Genomic DNA, 17997 nt, shown 5'->3' with positions numbered 1-17997 from the left:
TGCACCTCAGCGAGGTTGAGAGAAGTCGGCGTCTGTCAGTACGCGTTCGAGGTCGTCGAGCGAATTGACGGTCAGGTCGGCGAGCGCCGCCTCGGGGCTCCGCACATGAATATGCGCCCATGGTCCGCGAAGGAGGAATGCCGTGGCCATCCCGGCTCGATGCGCAGGGATGATGTCGTTGTCGACTCGGTCACCGACGTAGAGAATCTGTGCAGGTCGCATCCGGGTCGCGTCGATGATCCGGTCGAAGTACTCGGCATCGGGCTTCTCCACGCCCCACTCCGCCGAAGACGCGATGAAGTCAGCCTCGAATCCGAGCGTCTCCAATTGACGGCAGACACCCGCAGGCTGGTTCCCGGCGATGCCGACGAGATAGCCGACATTCCGCACAGCGTTCAGGCACGGCAGCGCATCCGGGTAGAGATCGGAGGGCTCCAGGCGGTGCGTGATATCGGGGGCTCGCACTCCGAGCTCGTTCCAGAGGCGACGATGGTCGATACCGCGCTCGATCATCGACCCCAATACAGCGAACAGTGTGAGAGGTTGGACATTGGCCGACGTGGCCAGAGCAGTCCACATTCTCGTTTCGTCGACGAGCGTCTCTCCTACGTCGAAGACGACTGCTCGGATCACGTCACCGTCGTTCGACTCCACAGAGTTCCCCCATCCACGTTCCCCATCCACATAGCGAAGGATTCCCGACCGCCTCGGCGCGGTCACACCCATGAATTCCCGATCGCCAAGCAGGTTCTTGATCTCACGATCGCGATGCCCGAACGGGCTTGATGGCAGCATAGAGCAGCATGTCCTTGCGTTCGCCGCCGATGCGCTGATGACTCGCGAGAAGTCCTTCCCGACGATACCCCGCTCGCTTCGCAGTTCGCACAGACGCATGGTTCCACGGTTCGATGAAGAGAGCGATGCGGTGAAGTTCGGGCAGAGTCCACCCGAATGATGTCAGAGCGCTCAGCGCATCGGCGGCGAAACCTCGACCTCGAGCGGACGGCACGATGGCGTACCCGGCCGAACCGCGACCATCATCGAGCTCCCTCAGCCAAAGACCGCAATGGCCGACAGACTTTCCGCTGTCAACGCTGACGATGGCAAACGAGAAGCCGGTGCCCTCGGCATATCGCCGTTGTTGGCGCATCGTCCATGCCCGAGCATCGTCGTCAGCAGCATTGTGCGGTAGAGATCCCGTCAGCGGCACGTACGGGTCGGTCGACAGTTCCATGGCCATCGCGACGTCGCGCTCGTCAACGGCACGAAGTGAAACTCCTCCGAACGTCGGCGCGCGACTCGGCCACGGCGGCAACGGACTCCCCGTCATGACGGAGGCTTCTTCGCGGCAGTCGGAATCCCTGGGCCAGTCGACCGGTGTCGAGATGAGGATGTTCCGTCGGACATCCGGTACGAACAAAAGCCCCCAGCCGCAAGGCGCTCAATCAGCGCACTTCGCGGAAGACAGTGCATGTGCGCCTCCTCTTGAAGTCTGGCTGCCGACGTTCCGCGCCGTCACCGATGCTTTCCCGAAACCGCTCGCCGGGTCCCTGTCGTGTTCTCCCCGAGGGTACCGGCGTGTGAGGTGGCTGTCACTCGAACCGTCAGTCCTGATGACGCTGGCACCGGCCATGCTCACACGATCCGCGGTGCCCCTCTCGGCGCACAGAAATCTGACCCACTCCCAGGGTCGGCGAGCACGCTCGCACACCCCCAGACCGACCCACACGACCTCTGGACGCACCCCCATCACACCCAACCGAGACGATCTTCCACCGACCGAAAATCACTGAGCACCGCGAAATGAATGAATTCTTCGTTCGAACGAGTTTCGAAATATTCATTGACATCAGATGTGACGTGAACTACACTGTTGTCATCAGCCACGCTGACGTGGGAAGACAGGTGACCAGCCGTGGAAGACACAACCGAATCCGCTCTTTCCGCGGACGAACCTGGCCGCACACCGTCACGCCTCGACATCGATCCCTCATCTCCTTACGCCGAGGCCGTCGCCTTCTACACCGCCAGCGATCGGGCCCAGATCACGGCATTCGAGGTCACAGCGAAGCTCTTCCTCGCCGACGTCATTGCGCACCTCAACCTGCTCAACCCCGACCCCGATCGGCCCTATGAGCACGCGAGCTTCTCCCAGACCGTGCATCGATTCGCCAAGAACGCCGGCTGTACCGCCGACTGGGTCACTGCCGACGACGCCGAGGATGCGTCGGCAGGGATGCCCGGCACCACCTCGGCGAAGCTGCCCGGATTTCCCCGTTTCCGGCCCACGCAGACCTTCGACGGCTGGGTCCACATGCATTCCCACTCCGAAGACATCGCCGAGCTCACCTCAATCCTCGGAACCACCATCGGCAGCACGTACGCGCACGTCACGCACGCGATGACGCTCATCCACGGGCTCCCCAAGTTCCATGCCCGCTGCCTGGCCGGAGAATTCACCATCGAACACGTCATCGCCGCGACCCGTCAGTGCGAGAACGTGCACTTCTCGTTGCTGCCGGTCATCGACGAATACCTGTGCCAGCGGCGCCCGGATGTCACGATCCAGACCTTCAAGAAGTCACTGAGCATGAAGATCGGCATCCTGCAGCCGCCCGAGGACCGTACGCAAACGGCGCACGAGCGGCGACGGGTATCTCTGATGACGAACCCCGACGGCAGCGCGTGCATGATGCTCACCGGATCCTCTGCCGAGCTGCAGGCCTGCTACCTGCGCATCGAGGCATTCGCGAAGGCGATTCGGAATGGCAACACCGCGGCTTTCGCCGATCAACTGCCCGAGGGTGCCTGCCTCGACGATCTGCGCGGCATCGACGCACTGATGTTCGACATTCTCACCAGCAGCGTTCCCCAGCTGCGCGTTCAGGTGCGAGCCCGGGACACCGAAACGGGGTCGACGACGACTCGCGACATCCCGCTCGACCTCGAGAACGTGCAAACAGTCGACGACATGGCTGCCGCGATCCACACGGCGATCGGCATCGACTCAGCAGACGGCATGAATCCTGCGGCCAGCACTGTCTCTGCGGCCGACAATGAGGGGTCGTCAGGTGAATCGGAGATGAGCGGCACCGAGGGAATGGTCGACTCCGGCGATCCTGCCACCTCACTCAACGTTGGGGTAGGCGGCACCGCCGCCCACAACGAGACGACGCCGGACGATCGGAAGCTCAAGCCCTCGACCGGTATCCGGATGACGCGCCTGGACGGCATCGAGTGCGACGAGCAGGGGCGAGTTGCGTTCTCCCTCGTCCTCGTCAGCCCGACGGCCCCCTACTGGCTGGCAGGGCAGGCGCGCATGATGATCACTGTCCCGTGCATGAGCCTCATGGGCGATTGCGACCTGCCCGGCACCTTCTCCGACGGCACACCCGTCCCCGCCGAGACCGCCCGAATGATCGCAGGGAACTGCTCATCGTGGATGCGGATCCTCACCGACCCTGCCACCGGCACTCCGATCGATGCGAAAGCCACGTCGTACTACATTCCCGAAGGAGTCCGGAACACACTGGTCTCCCAATGGCAGTGGTGTTCCATGCCCGGATGCCGCAGGCGTGCCGAGTCCTCCCAGATCGACCACATCATCCCGTTCAACCACGACGATCCCGCCGCAGGCGGGCTCACGGTGTTCGGCAACCTCCACCCGATGTGCGAGCAGCATCATCAGGGCAAAACGGACGGCAGATACTCGGTCCGGATGAACCGCCACGGAGTGTTGGAGTACACGTTCGCCCACGGGACACGTGTGTCCACAGTCCCCGGGGACAGCCCTGTCAACGCGGAGAACGCCCGCCTCATCGAGACTCGTGGGGACGCAGACACCTCCGATCGTGCCGACACCGCCGACCATTCAGCCACCCCCGACCCCGAACATGAAGCTCCTGACCCCGGCCCACCCCAGGGGGACTCGACTGCCCCAGCTCCCGGGGAGGTGCGGACCTCCAGGGATTGCCCGGGGCCGGCCGCTGACAGAGGATTCCCGGGATGGACGAAGCGCACGAGTTCGATTCAAAGGAAGGACCCCGCGAAACAGGAGTGGGTCTGGGACAACGGCGAGCCTCCGCCGTTCTGAACCACTGCCATTCCGAACCACTGTCGTTCTGAATAGCCGCCGTACTGACCCGCCGCCGTTCTGGATCACCGCTGTTGTGAACATCCGCCCGAATCCGAAGCTCCTCGAGTCCCAGCCTGCTCTCGTCCGGACCGATCGACCACCTCAGTCCCGCAGCGTTGCGACGACGCAGATCATGGCCGATGCGGTTCGCCCGAACCCGGCCGGCCCCAGCTCTCCGCTACGGCGCGTCGGTTCGGTCCTCCAGCATCCCCTTCGCACCGAAACGCTGCCGGTAACCGGTCGGAGTCAGACCGGTCTCGCGGTGGATGAGCCGACGCAGCGTCGTCGGATCGTCGTAGCCGACCGACCGCGCGATCGCCTCGAAGGTGTCACCGGTCGTCGCAAGCGCATGATTGGCCCGCTCGACCCTCAGCCTCTGAACGTACTGCGTCACGGTCATCCCCGTCGCCGTCTTGAAGCGACGCTGCAGCGTCCGCGGGTGCGTCGACGTGACCGCAGCCAGCCGACTCAGCGTCAGCGACGACGCGAGCTCCCGATCGATCGTCTCCTGCGCGACCAGAACCACCTCGTCCTGATGCGCCGTCGACGGCAGCTGGGCCATGTACGGCAGCTGCTCGGTCCGCGGCGCATCGGCGAGCATGAACCGCGACGTCCGGATCATCATGCTCGGCCCGAACAGTGCCTCGACCAACGACAGCGCGAAATCGAGCCACGCCATGATCCCCGCCGCCGTGATGACATCACCTTCGTCGATGACCATCCGACTGGCATCAAGACGCACGCGCGGAAACCGCCGCGCGAACTCATCGACGAACGCCCAATGCGTCGTCGCCCGCCGATGATCGAGGAGTCCCGTCTCCGCCAGCACGAACACCCCCGCACACAGACCGCACAGCACCGCCCCGTCCGCCCGCTGCGCCAGCGCCCAATCGCGCAGAATCCCGGACTCCCCCATCAGCTCCGGGGCCACGAGACTCGGCGGGAAGATGACATGGGTGGGAGCATGCGGCGTTCCCGAATGCGAATCGAAGGTGCACGTCACCCCGTCCCCGTTCCACTCCCAATGACTGACCCGTACGCGCCGCTCATCACCGCCGAGCAGCTCGAGCTGCTCATTCGTCACCCGGAACACATCGGTCAGCCCATACACCGCCGCCAACTGACAGTCACCGTAGCGGACAACAGCGATCTCCGGACTCCGCCTGTCGCGATCTCCCTGGTACGTGTCGTTTGTGACCATAGCGGAATGATATCCCCCTCCGTAGGCTGAATGCACAGGTCGGCTTGCAGCATCCACCCGCCGACCCCGTCGTTCACGTGGACCCGGCATCGCCGACCACGATGAACCGACGCCGTTGATGACAACGAAGGAGCATGATTCCCATGACCGAGATCCCCCAGCCCGTCACCCCGTATCTCGAGCCCGAAGCCAAGGACCTCGCCGAGGCGACCGCACCGCATCCGCGCATCTACGAAGTCCCGCCGGAGGAGGGCCGCAAGATCCTCCTCGACCTCCAGAGCGGCGAGGGCGTCGAACGCCCGGATGTCGACGAGGAATGGGTCGACGTCGACGCCGGCGAATGGGGCACCGTCAAGACCCGGATCATCCGCCCCAAGGGCGCGACCGGCGACCTCCCCGTCCTCTTCTACATCCACGGCGCCGGCTGGGTCTTCGGCGACGACAAGACCCATGACCGACTGTTCCGCGAACTCACCGTCGGCGCGAACGCCGTCGGCGTCTTCCCCGTCTACGACCGCGCCCCGGAGAAGAAGTACCCGACCCAGGTCGAGCAGAACTACGCCGTCGGCCAGTGGGTCGCCGCCAACGGCGCCGACCACGGCATGGACACCTCGCGCATCGCCGTCACCGGCGAATCCGTCGGCGGTGACATGTCCGCCGTCTTCGCCCTGATGAACAAGGATCGCGGCGGCCTCGAGCTCAAGGCCCAGGCCCTGCTCTACCCGGTGACGAACGCCGACTTCGACACCCCGTCCTACATCCAGTTCGCCGACGACTACTACCTCACCCGCGACGGCATGAAGTGGTTCTGGGACGCCTACACCACCGACGAGGCACAGCGGAAGGAGAAGTACGCCTCACCGCTGCAGGCCTCACTCGAGGATCTCAAGGGACTGCCCGAGGCCCTCGTCATCACCGACGAGGCCGACGTGCTCCGCGACGAGGGCGAGCAGTACGCGAACAAGCTGCGCGAGGCCGGCGTCCCCGTCACCTCGATGCGGGTGGCCGGCATGGTCCACGACTTCCTGCTCCTCGACAGCCTGCGCGACACGAAGGCCGCGAACCTCGCCAGGACCGTCGCCATCGACTTCCTCCACAACGCCCTCCACGAGGAGGCGAAGCCCTTCACGAGCTGACGGATCAGTCAAGAGCTGACTCGCGAGCCGTAGGCTGACAGAGCTGGCACGCGAGCCGCGAGCTGACGAGCGTCTGTCACCGACGGATGAGCACGAGGGTGGGCCACTGGCCCACCCTCGTTGCTAGGCTCGTGTCATGAGCAGCGAACTGAGCCCCGTCCTCCGGCTCATCCCCTATCTCCTGGCCATCACGGTGGCCGTGTTTGCGGGGATTCCGGCATTCGGTGCCGGCGAAGCTCTGTTCGCCGTGCTCGTCATCGTCCTGACGTACTTCGCGACCTTCTACCTCAGCCGGTTCGTCATCGAGCGTCTCGCCTCACGGGGGAACAGCCTCGGCGAGGATAACGATGACACCCCCACCAAGCCCTGACCCGACGACGACCGCCCCCTATTTCCTGTCCTGGGCGGGGATGACGACCTTGCGGATGACGATGAGGAACGACGCGGCCACGGGCACGGCGACCACCGCGCCGAGCACACCGCCGAGGGTGCCGCCGGCGATCGCGGCGATGATGACGAGCGCACCGGGCACATCGACCGCGGCCTTCATGATGCGGGGGCTGAGCAGGTACGCCTCGACCTGCATGTAGATGAGGTAGTAGATGCCCGCCGCGATGCCGAGACCGGGCGAGACCATGAGGCACGACGCCGTGATGACGATCGCTCCGGAGATCGGACCGATGAGCGGGATGAGCGAGGCGAGGAACGCGACGAACGCGAGCAGCGCCGGCAGCGGGCCCGATGATCGTGAGGAAGATCGCCGAGCACACGCCGTTGATGACACCCAACGACAGCTGCCCGAGGACGTAGCGTCCGATCGATCGGGTGACCTCCTCGGTGACGGAGTCGACGGTCTCCCGCGAGCTCTTCGCCACGAGCGAGAGCATCGCCGCCTTGATCGTCGGCAGGGTCACGGCGAAGTAGATCGTGAGGATGACGACATGATGACCCCGGTGAGGAAGCTGAGGATCCCCGCTCCCACGGACACGACGCCGCCGCCGACGGACAGGACGTTGCGCGGATCGGAGACCCACGAGCTCACGCTCGCGAAGATCGCGTCGAGATCGACCGAGCCGGTGAACCGCCGCTCGAGCTCGTTGACCCACTCCGTCGTCGACAGCCGGGAGATGATCCCCGGCAGATCCCCGATGAACTGCTGGATCTGCGCGATGAGCGTCGGCGCGATGAGCAGGATGATCCCGGCGACGACGAGGATGAAGGCGAGCACCACGGCGATGACCGATAAGGTCCGCGAGAGCTTGCGCGCCACGAGCCACTGCACGATCGGATCGAGCCCGAGCGCGAGGAACAGCGCCAGCCCGATGTAGATGATCACCGTGCCCACCGACTGCAGTGCGGTGATGAGCGCGATGGCCAGACCGACGCCGAGCGTGCCGGTGAACCCGACGCGGAAGGCGCTGGTGATGGGGAGGGATGCGCTGGTCATGCGCCCCAGTCTAGCCAGGAGCCATGCGCTCAGCCGCCGCCACGCGTTAGGATCGGAGGCGAAACCTGAGAAGACCATCAAGAAAGCGAAACGTCGACGATGAGTTCCGAATCCACCGCCATCGATGTCTGGGACTCCCTCCTCGACCCACAAGGCGACTTCTCACTTCCCGACTTCACCGCGGTGACCGCGGAGTCCCTCCTCACCGCCGCCGAGGCGGCCGCCTCCTTCGCGCTGTCCGAGGTCGACACGATCGTCGCCGACGAGGCGGACCCGACGTTCGCGACGACGACCGTCCGCTTCGAGTCCGCGACCGTGCCGATGGCCCGGCTCGCCGCTCTCGTCCGCACCGTCGAATCCAACCACCTCACCGCCGACCTCACCGACGCCGTCGCCGAGGTGTGGGCACGGCTGTCGGCGACCCGGACCGCGATTCTGCTCAATGTCGACCTCTTCCACCGCATCGAGCAGGTCCCGACCACCGACCTCAACCCCGAGGACAAGCGCCAACAGGAGCTGACGATCGAGAACTTCGTCCGCGCCGGGGCCCGCCTCGGCGACGAGGAGCGCGAGCAGATGGCGACGATCGAGGCCGAACTCACCGCCCTCTCGACATCCTTTTCCCGTGCGCTCGGCACTGACACCCGCGAGCTCGCCGTCCACCTCGGCGAGGCCGTCCAGCTCACCGGCCTGAGCGAGGACCAGATCGCGGCTGCCGCCGCCCGCGCCGGCGAGCGCGAGGTCGACGGCTTCCTCCTGCCACTCAACAACTTCACCCAGCAGCTCGTCCTCGGGTCGCTCGACGACCCCGCCACCCGGGACCACGTCCTGACGAACTCGATGGCCCGCGGCTCCCGCGGCGGCGACGGGGACACCCGCACCCAGGTCGCCGACATCACCGCCCTGCGCGCCCTGCAGGCGAAGCTGCTCGGCTACCCGTCGTACTCCTCGTACGCGATCGACAACCAGACCGCCGGCGGTCCCGACGCCGCCGCGGACATCGTCTCCTCCCTCATCGCCCCCGCGAACGCCCAGCTCAGCGCGGAACTCGACACGGTCAGGCAGCGCTACGGCCTCACCGAGGTGGCCCCCGCCGACGTCATGCACTACCTCGCGAAGTACCGGGCCGACGAATTCGGGTCGACCCGACGAGGTCGCGCAGTACTTCGAATTCGACTCCGTGCTCACCGAGGGCGTCTTCCGCGCCGCCACCGGTCTCTACGGCATCACGTTCGCCCGGCGCGACGGGACCGTCGGCTGGCACGACGACGTCATCAGCGTCGAGGTCACCGACCTCGGCGGACGCACCCTCGGGCTCATCCTCATCGACCCCTATGCCCGTGACACGAAGCGCGGCGGCGCCTGGATGGACCAGCTCGTCCCCGCCTCCCGGTTGACCGGCCACCTGCCGGTCGTCACCCTCTCCCTCAACCTCGCCAAGCCCGGTCCCGGACGGCCGACGCTCCTCTCCCCCACCGAGCTGACGACCCTCTTCCACGAGTTCGGCCACGTCCTCCACGGTCTCTTCGCGAACTCGACGTACCCGTCGACGGCCGGCACCTCCGTGCCCCGCGACTACGTCGAGTTCCCCTCGCAGTTCAACGAGATGTGGCGCTTCCACCCGCAGGTCCTCCCCCACTACGCCAAGCACGTCGACACCGGCGAGCCGATGCCGCAGGACCTCGTCCAGGCCCTCATCGACAGCGAAGCGTTCGGGCAGGGGTTCTCGACGATCGAATACCTCGCCGCGCGATGCTCGACCTCTCCTGGCACTCGCTCGAAGCCGGTGAGCACATCACCGACGTCCTCTCCTTCGAATCCGAGGTCCTCGCGGCCTCCGGGTTCTCCCCGCTCGTCCCGCCGCGCTACCGCACGACGTACTTCGGCCACATCTTCGCCTCCGGCTATGCCGCCGGCTACTACTCGTACCTCTACTCCGAGGTCATCGCCGCGTGGGTGAGCGAATGGTTCGAGTCCCAGGGCGGACTCAACCAGGAGGCCGGTGAGGCGTTCCGCGAGGCGATCCTCGCCCCCGGCTACTCGGTCGACCCGATGACGGCGATCGAGCAGTTCTTCGGCGTCCGCCCCGACGTCGCCCCGCTCCTGCGCCGCCGCGGACTCGCCGAACCGGTCGCCGGCGATGCAGCAAGCGCCGAGGGGGAGGCTGAGGATACTGAGGCGGATGCAGCCGGCTCTGAGGCGGACGCTGCTGACCCGGCCGCAGCCGCGAAAGTCACAAACGCGGACGCAGCCGACACCCCTGCGACCCCCGACCTGAAGCACCACGCGAACAACACCCGCATCGCCGAGATCCTCGAGACCCACGGCATCGTCCCCCGTGTCCGACTCTTCGATGAGGCCACGCCCACGGCCGCCTCGGCGGCGGAGAAGGTCGGGGTCGAGGTCGGGGCGATCGCCAACAGCCTGATCTTCTCCGCCGGGGGCGACCCGGTGCTCATCATGACCTCGGGCGCGCACCGCGTCGACACCGACCACGTCGCCCGCCTCATCGGCGTCGACGCGCTCGACCGGGCGGACAAGGACCTCGTCCGGGCCGCCACCGGCCAGGTCATCGGCGGCGTCGCCCCGGTCGGCCACCCCGCCCCGATTCCCACGTACATCGACGTCGCACTGCGCGGCTACCCGGAGCTCTGGGCCGCCGCCGGCACCCCGAACTCGATGATGCCCCTCACCTACGCCCAGCTCGTCGACCTCACCGACGGGAAGGAGATCGACGTTGTCGCAGACGAATCCTGAGCAGGATCATCTCGACCAGCCGAGCCACCGCCTCGCCGCCTTCGCCTCGTCCCGGGGTCGCTACTACGCGATCTTCCTCGCGATCTTCTGCGCGGTCCTCATCATCTCGAACATCTCGGCGACGAAGGTCATCGGCTTCGGCCCCATCGTCACCGACGGCGGGGCGTTCCTCTTCCCGATCGCCTACATCCTCGGCGACGTCATCAGCGAGGTCTACGGCTTCAGGGCCGCCCGGAAGGCCGTCATCACCGGTTTCGCTCTGCAGATCCTCGCCACCTTCGTCTTCTGGCTCGTCCTCATCTCCCCGCCGGGACCCGGCTATGAGAACCAGGACGCCTTCGCCGCCGTCCTCGGCTTCTATCCGCGCATCGTCGCAGCCTCACTCGCCGGGTACTTCGTCGGCCAGCTGCTCAACTCCTACGTCCTCGTCGCGGTGAAGAAGCGGATGGGCGAGTCGAAGCTGTGGGTCCGGCTGCTCACCTCGACCGGCGTCGGCGAGTTCGTCGACACGCTCATCTTCTGCACGATCGCCTTCGCCGGGGTCATCCCCGGCTGGGACTTCGTCAACTACGTCGTCGTCGGCTTCGTCTACAAGGTCGCCGTCGAGGTCATCCTCCTGCCGGTGACCTACCGGGTGATCACGGTCGTCAAGCGCCACGAACCGAGCTACGGGTCACCCGACCCCGCGCAGCCGGGCCCCGGGCAGCAGAGCCACGAGCAGCCGGGCCCCGCGTCACCGGGTCACGCGTAGTACCGGCCGAGCACCTCGGCCTCGAGCTCGGCGAAGCGGCCGTCCTCGATCGCCTGCCGGATCTCGGCGACGAGGCTGACGACGAAGTGCTCGTTGTGGATCGTGCACAGCGTCGAGAAGAGCATCTCCTTGGCCTTGTAGAGATGCCGAAGATACGCGCGGGAGTAGTTCTCGCACGTGTAGCACGTGCACTCGGGATCGAGCGGCCCGAAGTCCCGGCGGTACTTCGCCCCTGTGAGGTTGTAGCGTCCGTCGCGGGTGTAGATCGCGGCGTTGCGCGCCACCCGTGACGGCGAGACGCAGTCGAAGGTGTCCGCACCGGTGCGGATCGCTTCGAAGAGGTCATCGGGCTCCGAGATGCCGAGCAGGTGCCGCGGCTTGTCCTCCGGCAGCTCCTCGCACACCCAGCGGATGATCGTGCCGAGGTTCTCCTTCTCCAGGGCCCCGCCGATGCCGAACCCGTCGAAGTCCATCGCACCGAGGTCACGTGCGGCCTTGCGCCGCAGATCCTCGTACTGCGCCCCCTGGAGCACCCCGAAGAGCGCCTGATACGGCCGGTGGGTCCGCTCGGCGGTGAGCCTCCGGTGCTCCTCGATGCAGCGGATCGCCCACAGCCGGGTCCGCTCGAGCGAGGTCTCCTGGTAGCCGCGGGTGTTGACGAGCGTCGTCAGCTCGTCGAAGGCGAACATGATGTCGGCGCCGAGCTCATGCTGGACGCGCATCGAGACCTCCGGGGTGAAGCGGTGCATCGTCCCGTCGAGGTGCGACTTGAACGTCACCCCGTCGTCGTCGACGTTCGACAGCCGCTCCTTGCCCACGGCGATCGCATCGTCGTTCTGCTCGCCGGTGACCTCCATCGAGATGACCTTCTTGAACCCCGCACCGAGGCTCATCACCTGGAATCCGCCGGAATCCGTGAACGTCGGGCCGGGCCAGTTCATGAACCGGCCGAGACCGCCGGCTTCGTCGACGATGTCCGAACCCGGCTGGAGGTAGAGATGGTAGGCATTGGCGAGGACGGCCTGCCCGCCGAGGGCCGCGACGTCCTCGGGCTTGACGGCCTTGACCGTGGCCTTCGTGCCGACCGGGATGAACGCGGGGGTGCGGATCTGCCCGTGCGGGGTCGTGATGACGCCGGTGCGTCCGCCCGTCTCGAGCCGTGTGCCGACCTCGAAGCCGAACTGCGAACGGTCGTTGATGGGCGCTGTCTCAGATGCTGCGGGCGATTCGATTTCGGTCACCCGCCAAGTTTAACTGGGTGAATGGCTCCGACCGTCAGCGCCGTCCTCGACGCCTCCTCCCGCCCCACCGTCCTCGACGGCGGGCTCGGCACCGCGCTCGAGGCGCGCGGGCTCGACCTCGACCACGACCTGTGGTCGGCGGCGCTGGTGCGTGACCGACCGGAGATCCTCGCCGAGGTGCACGCCGCCTTCGCCGCCGCCGGTGCCCGGGTGCTGACGACCGCGAGCTATCAGATCAGCCCGCTCGGTCTTGCCCGCGCCGGTCTCTCACCGGCCGCGGGGCGGGCGCTCATCACCGACAGCGTCGCTGTGGCCAGGGAGGCAGCGGCGAGGGAGGCAGCGGCCAGGGAGGCAGCGGCGAAGGAGGCCGGGGCCGGTGCCGCACTCATCGCCGGCTCGGTCGGACCGTACGGCGCCGCCCTCGGCGACGGCTCGGAGTACACCGGCGCCTACCGGCTCACCGCCGCGGAGTTCGCCGCCTTCCACCGTCCCCGCATCGCAGCTCTCGTCGACTCCGGGGTCGACCTCCTCGCGCTCGAGACGCAGCCGTGCCTGCCGGAGATCCGGGTCCTCGCCGAGCTCGTCGACGCCCACGCCGTGCCGGCCTGGCTCACGGTCACCCTCTCCGATGACGGGACCCACCTGCCCGACGGCACCCCGCTGTCGACCGTCGCCGAGGCGGTCGCGGGCACCCCGCTGATCCGGGGCCTCGGCGTCAACTGCGTCCGCCCGTCCCTCGTCGCCCCCGCGCTTAAGGCGCTCGGCCGGGCCACCGACCTGCCGCTCGTCGCCTACCCGAACTCGGGTGAGACCTACGACGCCGCAACGATGACGTGGAGGACCGGCACCGCGACTCCGGCCGCGTGGCCCGTTCAGACGTGGACCGACCTCGGCGCCCGCCTCATCGGCGGCTGCTGCCGGACGACCCCGGACGACATCGCCGTCCTTGCCCGTCGGCTCAGAGCATCTTCCCCGGATTGAGGATGCCCTGCGGGTCGAGCGCGTCCTTGATCGCCCGGTGCATCCGCGCCGCCCCCGCATCGAGCTCCTGGCCCAGCCACTCGCGTTTGAGGTAGCCGACCCCGTGCTCGCCGGTGATCGTCCCACCGAGGTCGAGGCCGAGCTCCATGATCTCGGCGAACGCCGCCTGCGCCTGCGCGACCATCGCCTCGTCCCGGGCGTCGAAGACGACGCTGGGATGCATGTTCCCGTCCCCGGCATGACCGGCCGTGGCGACCTCGACGTCGTACTTCTCGTCGATGAGCCGCAGCCGCCGGAAGAACTCGCCGAGGCGGGACCGGGGCACGCAGACGTCGTCGATGAGCTCCCCGCCGCCGATCCCGGTCGCGTACTGCTCCATCGCCGGCGCCACGGCCCGCCGGGCGGCGACGAGGAGGTCGCTGTCGGCGGGATCGTCGGAGACGACGACCTCGGTGGCCCCGTGCGCGGTCGCGATCTCCGCGAACCGGGCGAGCTCGGCCCGGCCGTCGTCGCCGGGGGCATCGGATTGGACGAGGAGGAGCGCACCGGCATCGGCGGGCAGACCGAAGTCGCCGTAGGCGTTGATCATCGCCATCGTCGCCCCGTCGAGGAACTCGAGCATCGACGGTGCGGCCCCGGCCGCCATGAACGCCGAGACCGTGGCCCCGGCCGCCTCGGTGTCGGGGAAGATCCCGACCCCCGTCACCGGTGCGGGCAGAGCCGGGGTGAGTCCGAGGGTGATCTCGACGATGACGCCGAGGCTGCCCTCGGATCCGGTGAAGAGCGCGGCGAGGTCGAGGCCGGCGACCCCCTTCGCCGTCTCCCGGCCGAGCCGGGTGAGCGTGCCGTCGGCGAGGACGACGGTGAGCGCGCGCACGTAGTCCTTCGTCACCCCGTACTTGACGCAGCACATGCCCCCGGCGTTCGTCGCGACGTTGCCGCCGATCGTCGAGATCGCCACCGACCCGGGATCCGGCGGGTAGGCTAGCCCTTCGGCGGCGAGCGCCTGCTTGAGGTCAGCGTTGATGACCCCGGGCTGGACGCGGCAGAGCTGGTTGACAGAATCGATCTCGAGGATCTCCGTCAGCCCCGCCACATTGAGCAGGAGCGCCCCGTCGACGGCGTTGGCACCGCCGGACAGTCCCGTCCGCGCGCCCTGGGTGACGACCGGGATGCGGTGCGCGGTGGCGAAGCGCATGACCGCGACGACGTCGTCGACGGTGCGGGCGCGGACGAGGGCGAGCGCCTCCCCCGCCGGACAGAAGAGGGCCCGGTCGAAGCGGTAGCCGTCGACGACATCACGGTCGGTGACGAGTGCCCCGGGGCTCAGCTGCGCGGCGAGGTCGGCGAGCTCGGCCATCAGCGGGCAGCGAAGTCCGCGGCGACGGCGCGCACCCGGTCGAGCGCCTCGTCGGCGCCGATGCTCACGCGCACCCCGCCGGCCAGCCGGCGGATCGCCACGGCCTGAGCACCGCATGCCTCTTCGAAGGCCTCGGCGTCCTCATCGCTGAGCGCGATCCACACGTAGTTGCCCTGCGCGTCGGGGACGTCGAACCCGAGGGCGCGCAGGTCGGCGGCGAACTGGTCACGTGTGGCCGCGACCTCCTTGGCCCGGACGAGGACCTCATCGGTGCGGGCCAGCGACTCCGCGGCCGCGGCCTGGGCGGCGGCGGTGACGCTGAACGGGGCGACGACCTGGCGCAGCGCGGTCGCGATCTCCGGGTCGGCGACCCCATAGCCGACGCGCAGGCCCGCGAGCCCGTGCGCCTTCGAGAACGTGCGGGCGAGGACGAGGTTGGGGTACTCGCGGAAGGCCGCGAGCCCGTCGACCGCCTCGGCGTCGGTGGCGAACTCCCAGTACGCCTCGTCGAGGGCGACGATGACGTCAGCGGGAACCTCGGCCATGAAGCCCTCGAGCTCCGCGGTGCGCACGGACGGACCGGTGGGGTTGTTCGGCGAGCAGAGGAGGACGAGGCGGGTCGTCTCGTCGATCTCCGCGAGCATCCCGGCGAAGTCGTGCCGACCGTCGGGCAGGAGCGGCACCGCCCGCTTCTCCGCCCCGCGGGCGGCGGCGAGGATCGGGTACATCTCGAACGACGGCCACGGGTAGACGACGGAGGTGCCGGCCTCGAGGGTGATGTTCGTCAGGGCCGAGAGGATCTCCGAGGCCCCGGCCCCGGTGACGACCTCGGAGGGGTCGACGTCGAGGTGGGCGGCGAGATCGGCGACGAGACCCGTCGACTTCGGATCGGGGTAGGCCGCCGGAGTCTGCGTGGCCGCGACGACGGCCTCATGGACGCCCGGCAGCGGTGCGAGGTGATTCTCGTTCGACGACAGCTTGTACGGGGTCAGTCCCGGGGCGTCCGCCGGGGGCTTGCCCGGCTTGTACGGCGGGAACTGGGACAGCGCATCACGAAGGAGGAATCGTTTCGACATGGTCTTATCGTGACACACACAACAGACGCGCGGCACGGCGGGGACGAAGATGGCCCTGCAGTCACGTGATTCTGCAGGGCCACCGGGGATGAGTCGCGGACTCGAGGGGCATCCGGACTCGGTGGATGGTCGCCGCCGGATGCGAAGCGACCGTGGGTGGCGGCCCCTTCTGCTGAAGTAGACCCGCGGGAGGCGACGTTCGTTCGCGAGATCGGGTGAATTCTTCGTCACAGTCACGTCCCTTGCGACGATCCCTGCCCTCCTGCCGGCGATCCCTGCCCTCCTGCCGACGATCCCTGGCCTCCTGCCGGCGATCGGGTTCAGGCGATTGTGGGATGGCAGTGGGGAAACTAGAATATTCAATCAGCGCTTCCCCGCTATCCGCGCCCGCCGCCGACGCTGCGTCCTCCCCGTGAGCAGCGACGCCCTGATCCCCACCCGAGGCAGAGAACCGATGTCCGATCCCAGGATCCCCGACCCTGCTTCCGACGACCCGGAATCATCGGCGCGCGCGGCCGAACACGACGCCGAACACGACTCAGAATCCTCCGCATCCGTCACGTGCGACCCCGACACCGCGGAGCGCGAGGCCGCCGACGCGGAGCTCTGCGCCGTCATCGTCGACCGCGGCCCCGATTCCGACGCCGGCCGTCGCGCGTTTGCGCAGCTCTACGCCCGCCACCGCCTGCCGGCCCTCCACTTCGCTCTGCGGCTGACGGGCGACTACACCCGCGCCGAGGATGCCGTGGCCGAGGCGTTCGCGAAGATCTGGCGCGCGTGGGGCAACGGCGCCGGCCCGCAGGAGTCCTTCAAGTCCTACCTCATGACCGCGGTGCGGTCGGAGTCGTTCCGGCTCACCGCGATGACGGGGGCGACGACGACCGTCGAACCCGATGTCCTCGCGTTCCTCGCCGGCGGCACGAGCCGGGACCATGCGAGCGAGGTCTCCGAACGCGACCAGCTGGGCCGCGCCTTCCGGACTCTGCCGGCGACGTGGCAGACGGCAATCACAATGATCGACATCGACGGCACCCCTACCGCTGCCGCCGCGGAGGCACTGGGACTGTCGGTCAACTCGTTCCATTCGCTCCTCCACCGTGCCCGGGAGGGTCTGCGGACGGCGTACCTGCAGGAGCACGTCGAACCGGCGAAGCCGTCGTGTGCGGAGTACTCCTCGGAGCTCGCGCGCTACGTCCGCAATCAGCTCGGCATCAAACGCGGCAAGTCGGTCGAGACGCACCTGCGCCACTGCCGCTACTGTCGCCGCCAGTCCGTGCTGCTGACGAAGATCAACACGAAGCTCGGCGCGTGGCTGACCCCCTCCGTCCTCGCCGCCGCCCTCATCGAGTCCGAGCAGTTCCCCGCCGTCCCGGAGATCATTGCTGGGGGCGCCGGCGGCACTGAGACACCCGGCGGCACTGAGTCTCCGGCCGCCGAGGCACCTGACGTGGAGGCGCCTGTCGCAGAGAACTCCGAGGCCGTGTTCTTCAGTCCCGATTCCGGCAGCGGGTCGGCCGGGTCGCATTCGGGGTTCGCTCTCGGCCTCAAGATCGCCGCGGGCATCCTCATCGCGACAGTGGCGATCGCCGCCGGCGTCTGGGCGCTCAACCCGAACCGGGGCACTCCGGAGGCCGAAGGGCCGACGTCGTCTCCGGTGCAGCCGGAGACCGGCCTGACCGACGACGACCTCGGTGACGATGTGCGTTCACCGGCGGCACCGCCGGAGGCCGGGTCTCCCGACGCGGAAACCCCGCAGGGCCCGAGGACGAGGGACCCCGGAACGAGGCGCCGGTTCCTGCGCAGCCGCGTATCCCCGGCACCCCCGGCCCCGGGAGATCCCGGCGGGCCGAACGCCGAACCGCCGGCACCGCGCGACCCCGGCAACCCCGGTCCCGACAATCCCGGCCCGGCG

The 17997-nt window shown here is 68.0% G+C and carries 15 protein-coding genes and 2 pseudogenes; 9 read left to right on the top strand and 8 right to left on the bottom strand.

All coding sequences use genetic code 11. The annotated features are described in order from the left end of the window. Positions 1 to 6: 6 nt before the first annotated feature. Both AC2W7K_RS11665 and AC2W7K_RS11660 read right to left on the bottom strand, forming a co-directional pair. Positions 7 to 795, bottom strand: coding sequence for an HAD family hydrolase (locus tag AC2W7K_RS11665; RefSeq protein ID WP_249120907.1), 789 nt, complete (start codon positions 793 to 795; stop codon positions 7 to 9). Beyond that, positions 758 to 1330, bottom strand: coding sequence for a GNAT family N-acetyltransferase (locus AC2W7K_RS11660; protein ID WP_211978065.1), 573 nt, complete (start codon positions 1328 to 1330; stop codon positions 758 to 760). Before AC2W7K_RS11660 ends, AC2W7K_RS11665 begins: the two co-directional genes overlap by 38 nt. 585 nt (positions 1331 to 1915) lie before the next feature. Here AC2W7K_RS11660 and AC2W7K_RS11655 point away from each other — a divergent pair. Next, positions 1916 to 4093: an HNH endonuclease signature motif containing protein gene (locus AC2W7K_RS11655; protein ID WP_211978066.1), complete on the top strand. Its 2178-nt coding sequence runs from the start codon at positions 1916 to 1918 to the stop codon at positions 4091 to 4093. 220 nt (positions 4094 to 4313) lie between these two features. Here the strand turns inward: AC2W7K_RS11655 and AC2W7K_RS11650 are convergent, their stop codons facing one another. Then, positions 4314 to 5393, bottom strand: a complete 1080-nt coding sequence (locus AC2W7K_RS11650) for a GlxA family transcriptional regulator (RefSeq protein ID WP_344251405.1) — start codon at positions 5391 to 5393, stop codon at positions 4314 to 4316. An 86-nt stretch (positions 5394 to 5479) separates the two neighbouring features. Between AC2W7K_RS11650 and AC2W7K_RS11645 the strand changes: the two genes are divergently transcribed. Together AC2W7K_RS11645 and AC2W7K_RS11640 are read left to right on the top strand one after the other, a co-directional pair. Continuing rightward, complete coding sequence (locus tag AC2W7K_RS11645) at positions 5480 to 6472, top strand: alpha/beta hydrolase (RefSeq protein ID WP_211978068.1); 993 nt, start codon at positions 5480 to 5482, stop codon at positions 6470 to 6472. Between the two features lie 136 nt (positions 6473 to 6608). Beyond that, positions 6609 to 6842: a hypothetical protein gene (locus AC2W7K_RS11640; protein WP_211978069.1), complete on the top strand. Its 234-nt coding sequence runs from the start codon at positions 6609 to 6611 to the stop codon at positions 6840 to 6842. 18 nt (positions 6843 to 6860) lie between these two features. Here AC2W7K_RS11640 and AC2W7K_RS11635 read toward each other — a convergent pair whose 3' ends face one another. Next, the gene (locus tag AC2W7K_RS11635) at positions 6861 to 7256 is read right to left on the bottom strand and encodes an AI-2E family transporter (RefSeq protein WP_486006210.1); all 396 of its coding nucleotides are present in this window, start codon (positions 7254 to 7256) and stop codon (positions 6861 to 6863) included. Between the two features lie 126 nt (positions 7257 to 7382). Then, a complete protein-coding gene (locus AC2W7K_RS11630; RefSeq protein ID WP_486006209.1) occupies positions 7383 to 7919 on the bottom strand; it encodes an AI-2E family transporter in 537 nt (178 codons plus the stop codon). 99 nt (positions 7920 to 8018) lie between these two features. On the opposite strand from AC2W7K_RS11630, the pseudogene AC2W7K_RS11625 reads away from it, so the two are divergent. The 4 genes and pseudogenes from AC2W7K_RS11625 to AC2W7K_RS11610 form a co-directional block, all read left to right on the top strand. Then, positions 8019 to 9044 (top strand): annotated as a pseudogene (locus AC2W7K_RS11625) (M3 family metallopeptidase); the annotation flags it as partial. Positions 9045 to 9099: 55 nt separating this feature from the next. Next, positions 9100 to 9597, top strand: a pseudogene (locus AC2W7K_RS11620) (M3 family metallopeptidase); the annotation flags it as partial. 74 nt (positions 9598 to 9671) lie between these two features. Next, complete coding sequence (locus AC2W7K_RS11615; protein WP_486006208.1) at positions 9672 to 10676, top strand: YbaK/EbsC family protein; 1005 nt, start codon at positions 9672 to 9674, stop codon at positions 10674 to 10676. Next, positions 10657 to 11427 (top strand): queuosine precursor transporter, encoded by a 771-nt coding sequence (locus tag AC2W7K_RS11610; protein WP_249120908.1) that lies wholly within the window; start codon positions 10657 to 10659, stop codon positions 11425 to 11427. Before AC2W7K_RS11615 ends, AC2W7K_RS11610 begins: the two co-directional genes overlap by 20 nt. Here the strand turns inward: AC2W7K_RS11610 and tgt are convergent. After that, on the bottom strand, positions 11418 to 12668 hold the full coding sequence (gene tgt / locus AC2W7K_RS11605; RefSeq protein WP_211978072.1) for a tRNA guanosine(34) transglycosylase Tgt: 1251 nt from the start codon (positions 12666 to 12668) through the stop codon (positions 11418 to 11420). The genes AC2W7K_RS11610 and tgt overlap by 10 nt on opposite strands. Before the next feature lie 21 nt (positions 12669 to 12689). On the opposite strand from tgt, the gene mmuM reads away from it, so the two are divergent. Beyond that, a complete protein-coding gene (gene mmuM / locus AC2W7K_RS11600; RefSeq protein ID WP_211978073.1) occupies positions 12690 to 13649 on the top strand; it encodes a homocysteine S-methyltransferase in 960 nt (319 codons plus the stop codon). On the opposite strand, the gene AC2W7K_RS11595 is transcribed toward mmuM, so the two are convergent. Together AC2W7K_RS11595 and AC2W7K_RS11590 are read right to left on the bottom strand one after the other, a co-directional pair. After that, positions 13627 to 15009, bottom strand: coding sequence for an FAD-binding oxidoreductase (locus AC2W7K_RS11595; protein ID WP_211978074.1), 1383 nt, complete (start codon positions 15007 to 15009; stop codon positions 13627 to 13629). The two genes, mmuM and AC2W7K_RS11595, sit on opposite strands and share 23 nt — an antisense overlap. Then, positions 15009 to 16085 (bottom strand): histidinol-phosphate transaminase, encoded by a 1077-nt coding sequence (locus tag AC2W7K_RS11590; RefSeq protein WP_211978075.1) that lies wholly within the window; start codon positions 16083 to 16085, stop codon positions 15009 to 15011. The genes AC2W7K_RS11595 and AC2W7K_RS11590 overlap by 1 nt, the downstream gene beginning before the upstream one ends. Before the next feature lie 454 nt (positions 16086 to 16539). Here AC2W7K_RS11590 and AC2W7K_RS11585 point away from each other — a divergent pair. Continuing rightward, positions 16540 to 17997, top strand: a 1458-nt coding sequence (locus tag AC2W7K_RS11585) for an RNA polymerase sigma factor (protein ID WP_486006207.1), incomplete at its 3' end; no start/stop codon positions are given.

This window comes from Brevibacterium sp. LAARM2_SD2 (assembly GCF_057364785.1).
Note: the sequence above shows the minus strand (reverse complement) of the source record. Positions and strands in the feature narration are given on the sequence as shown.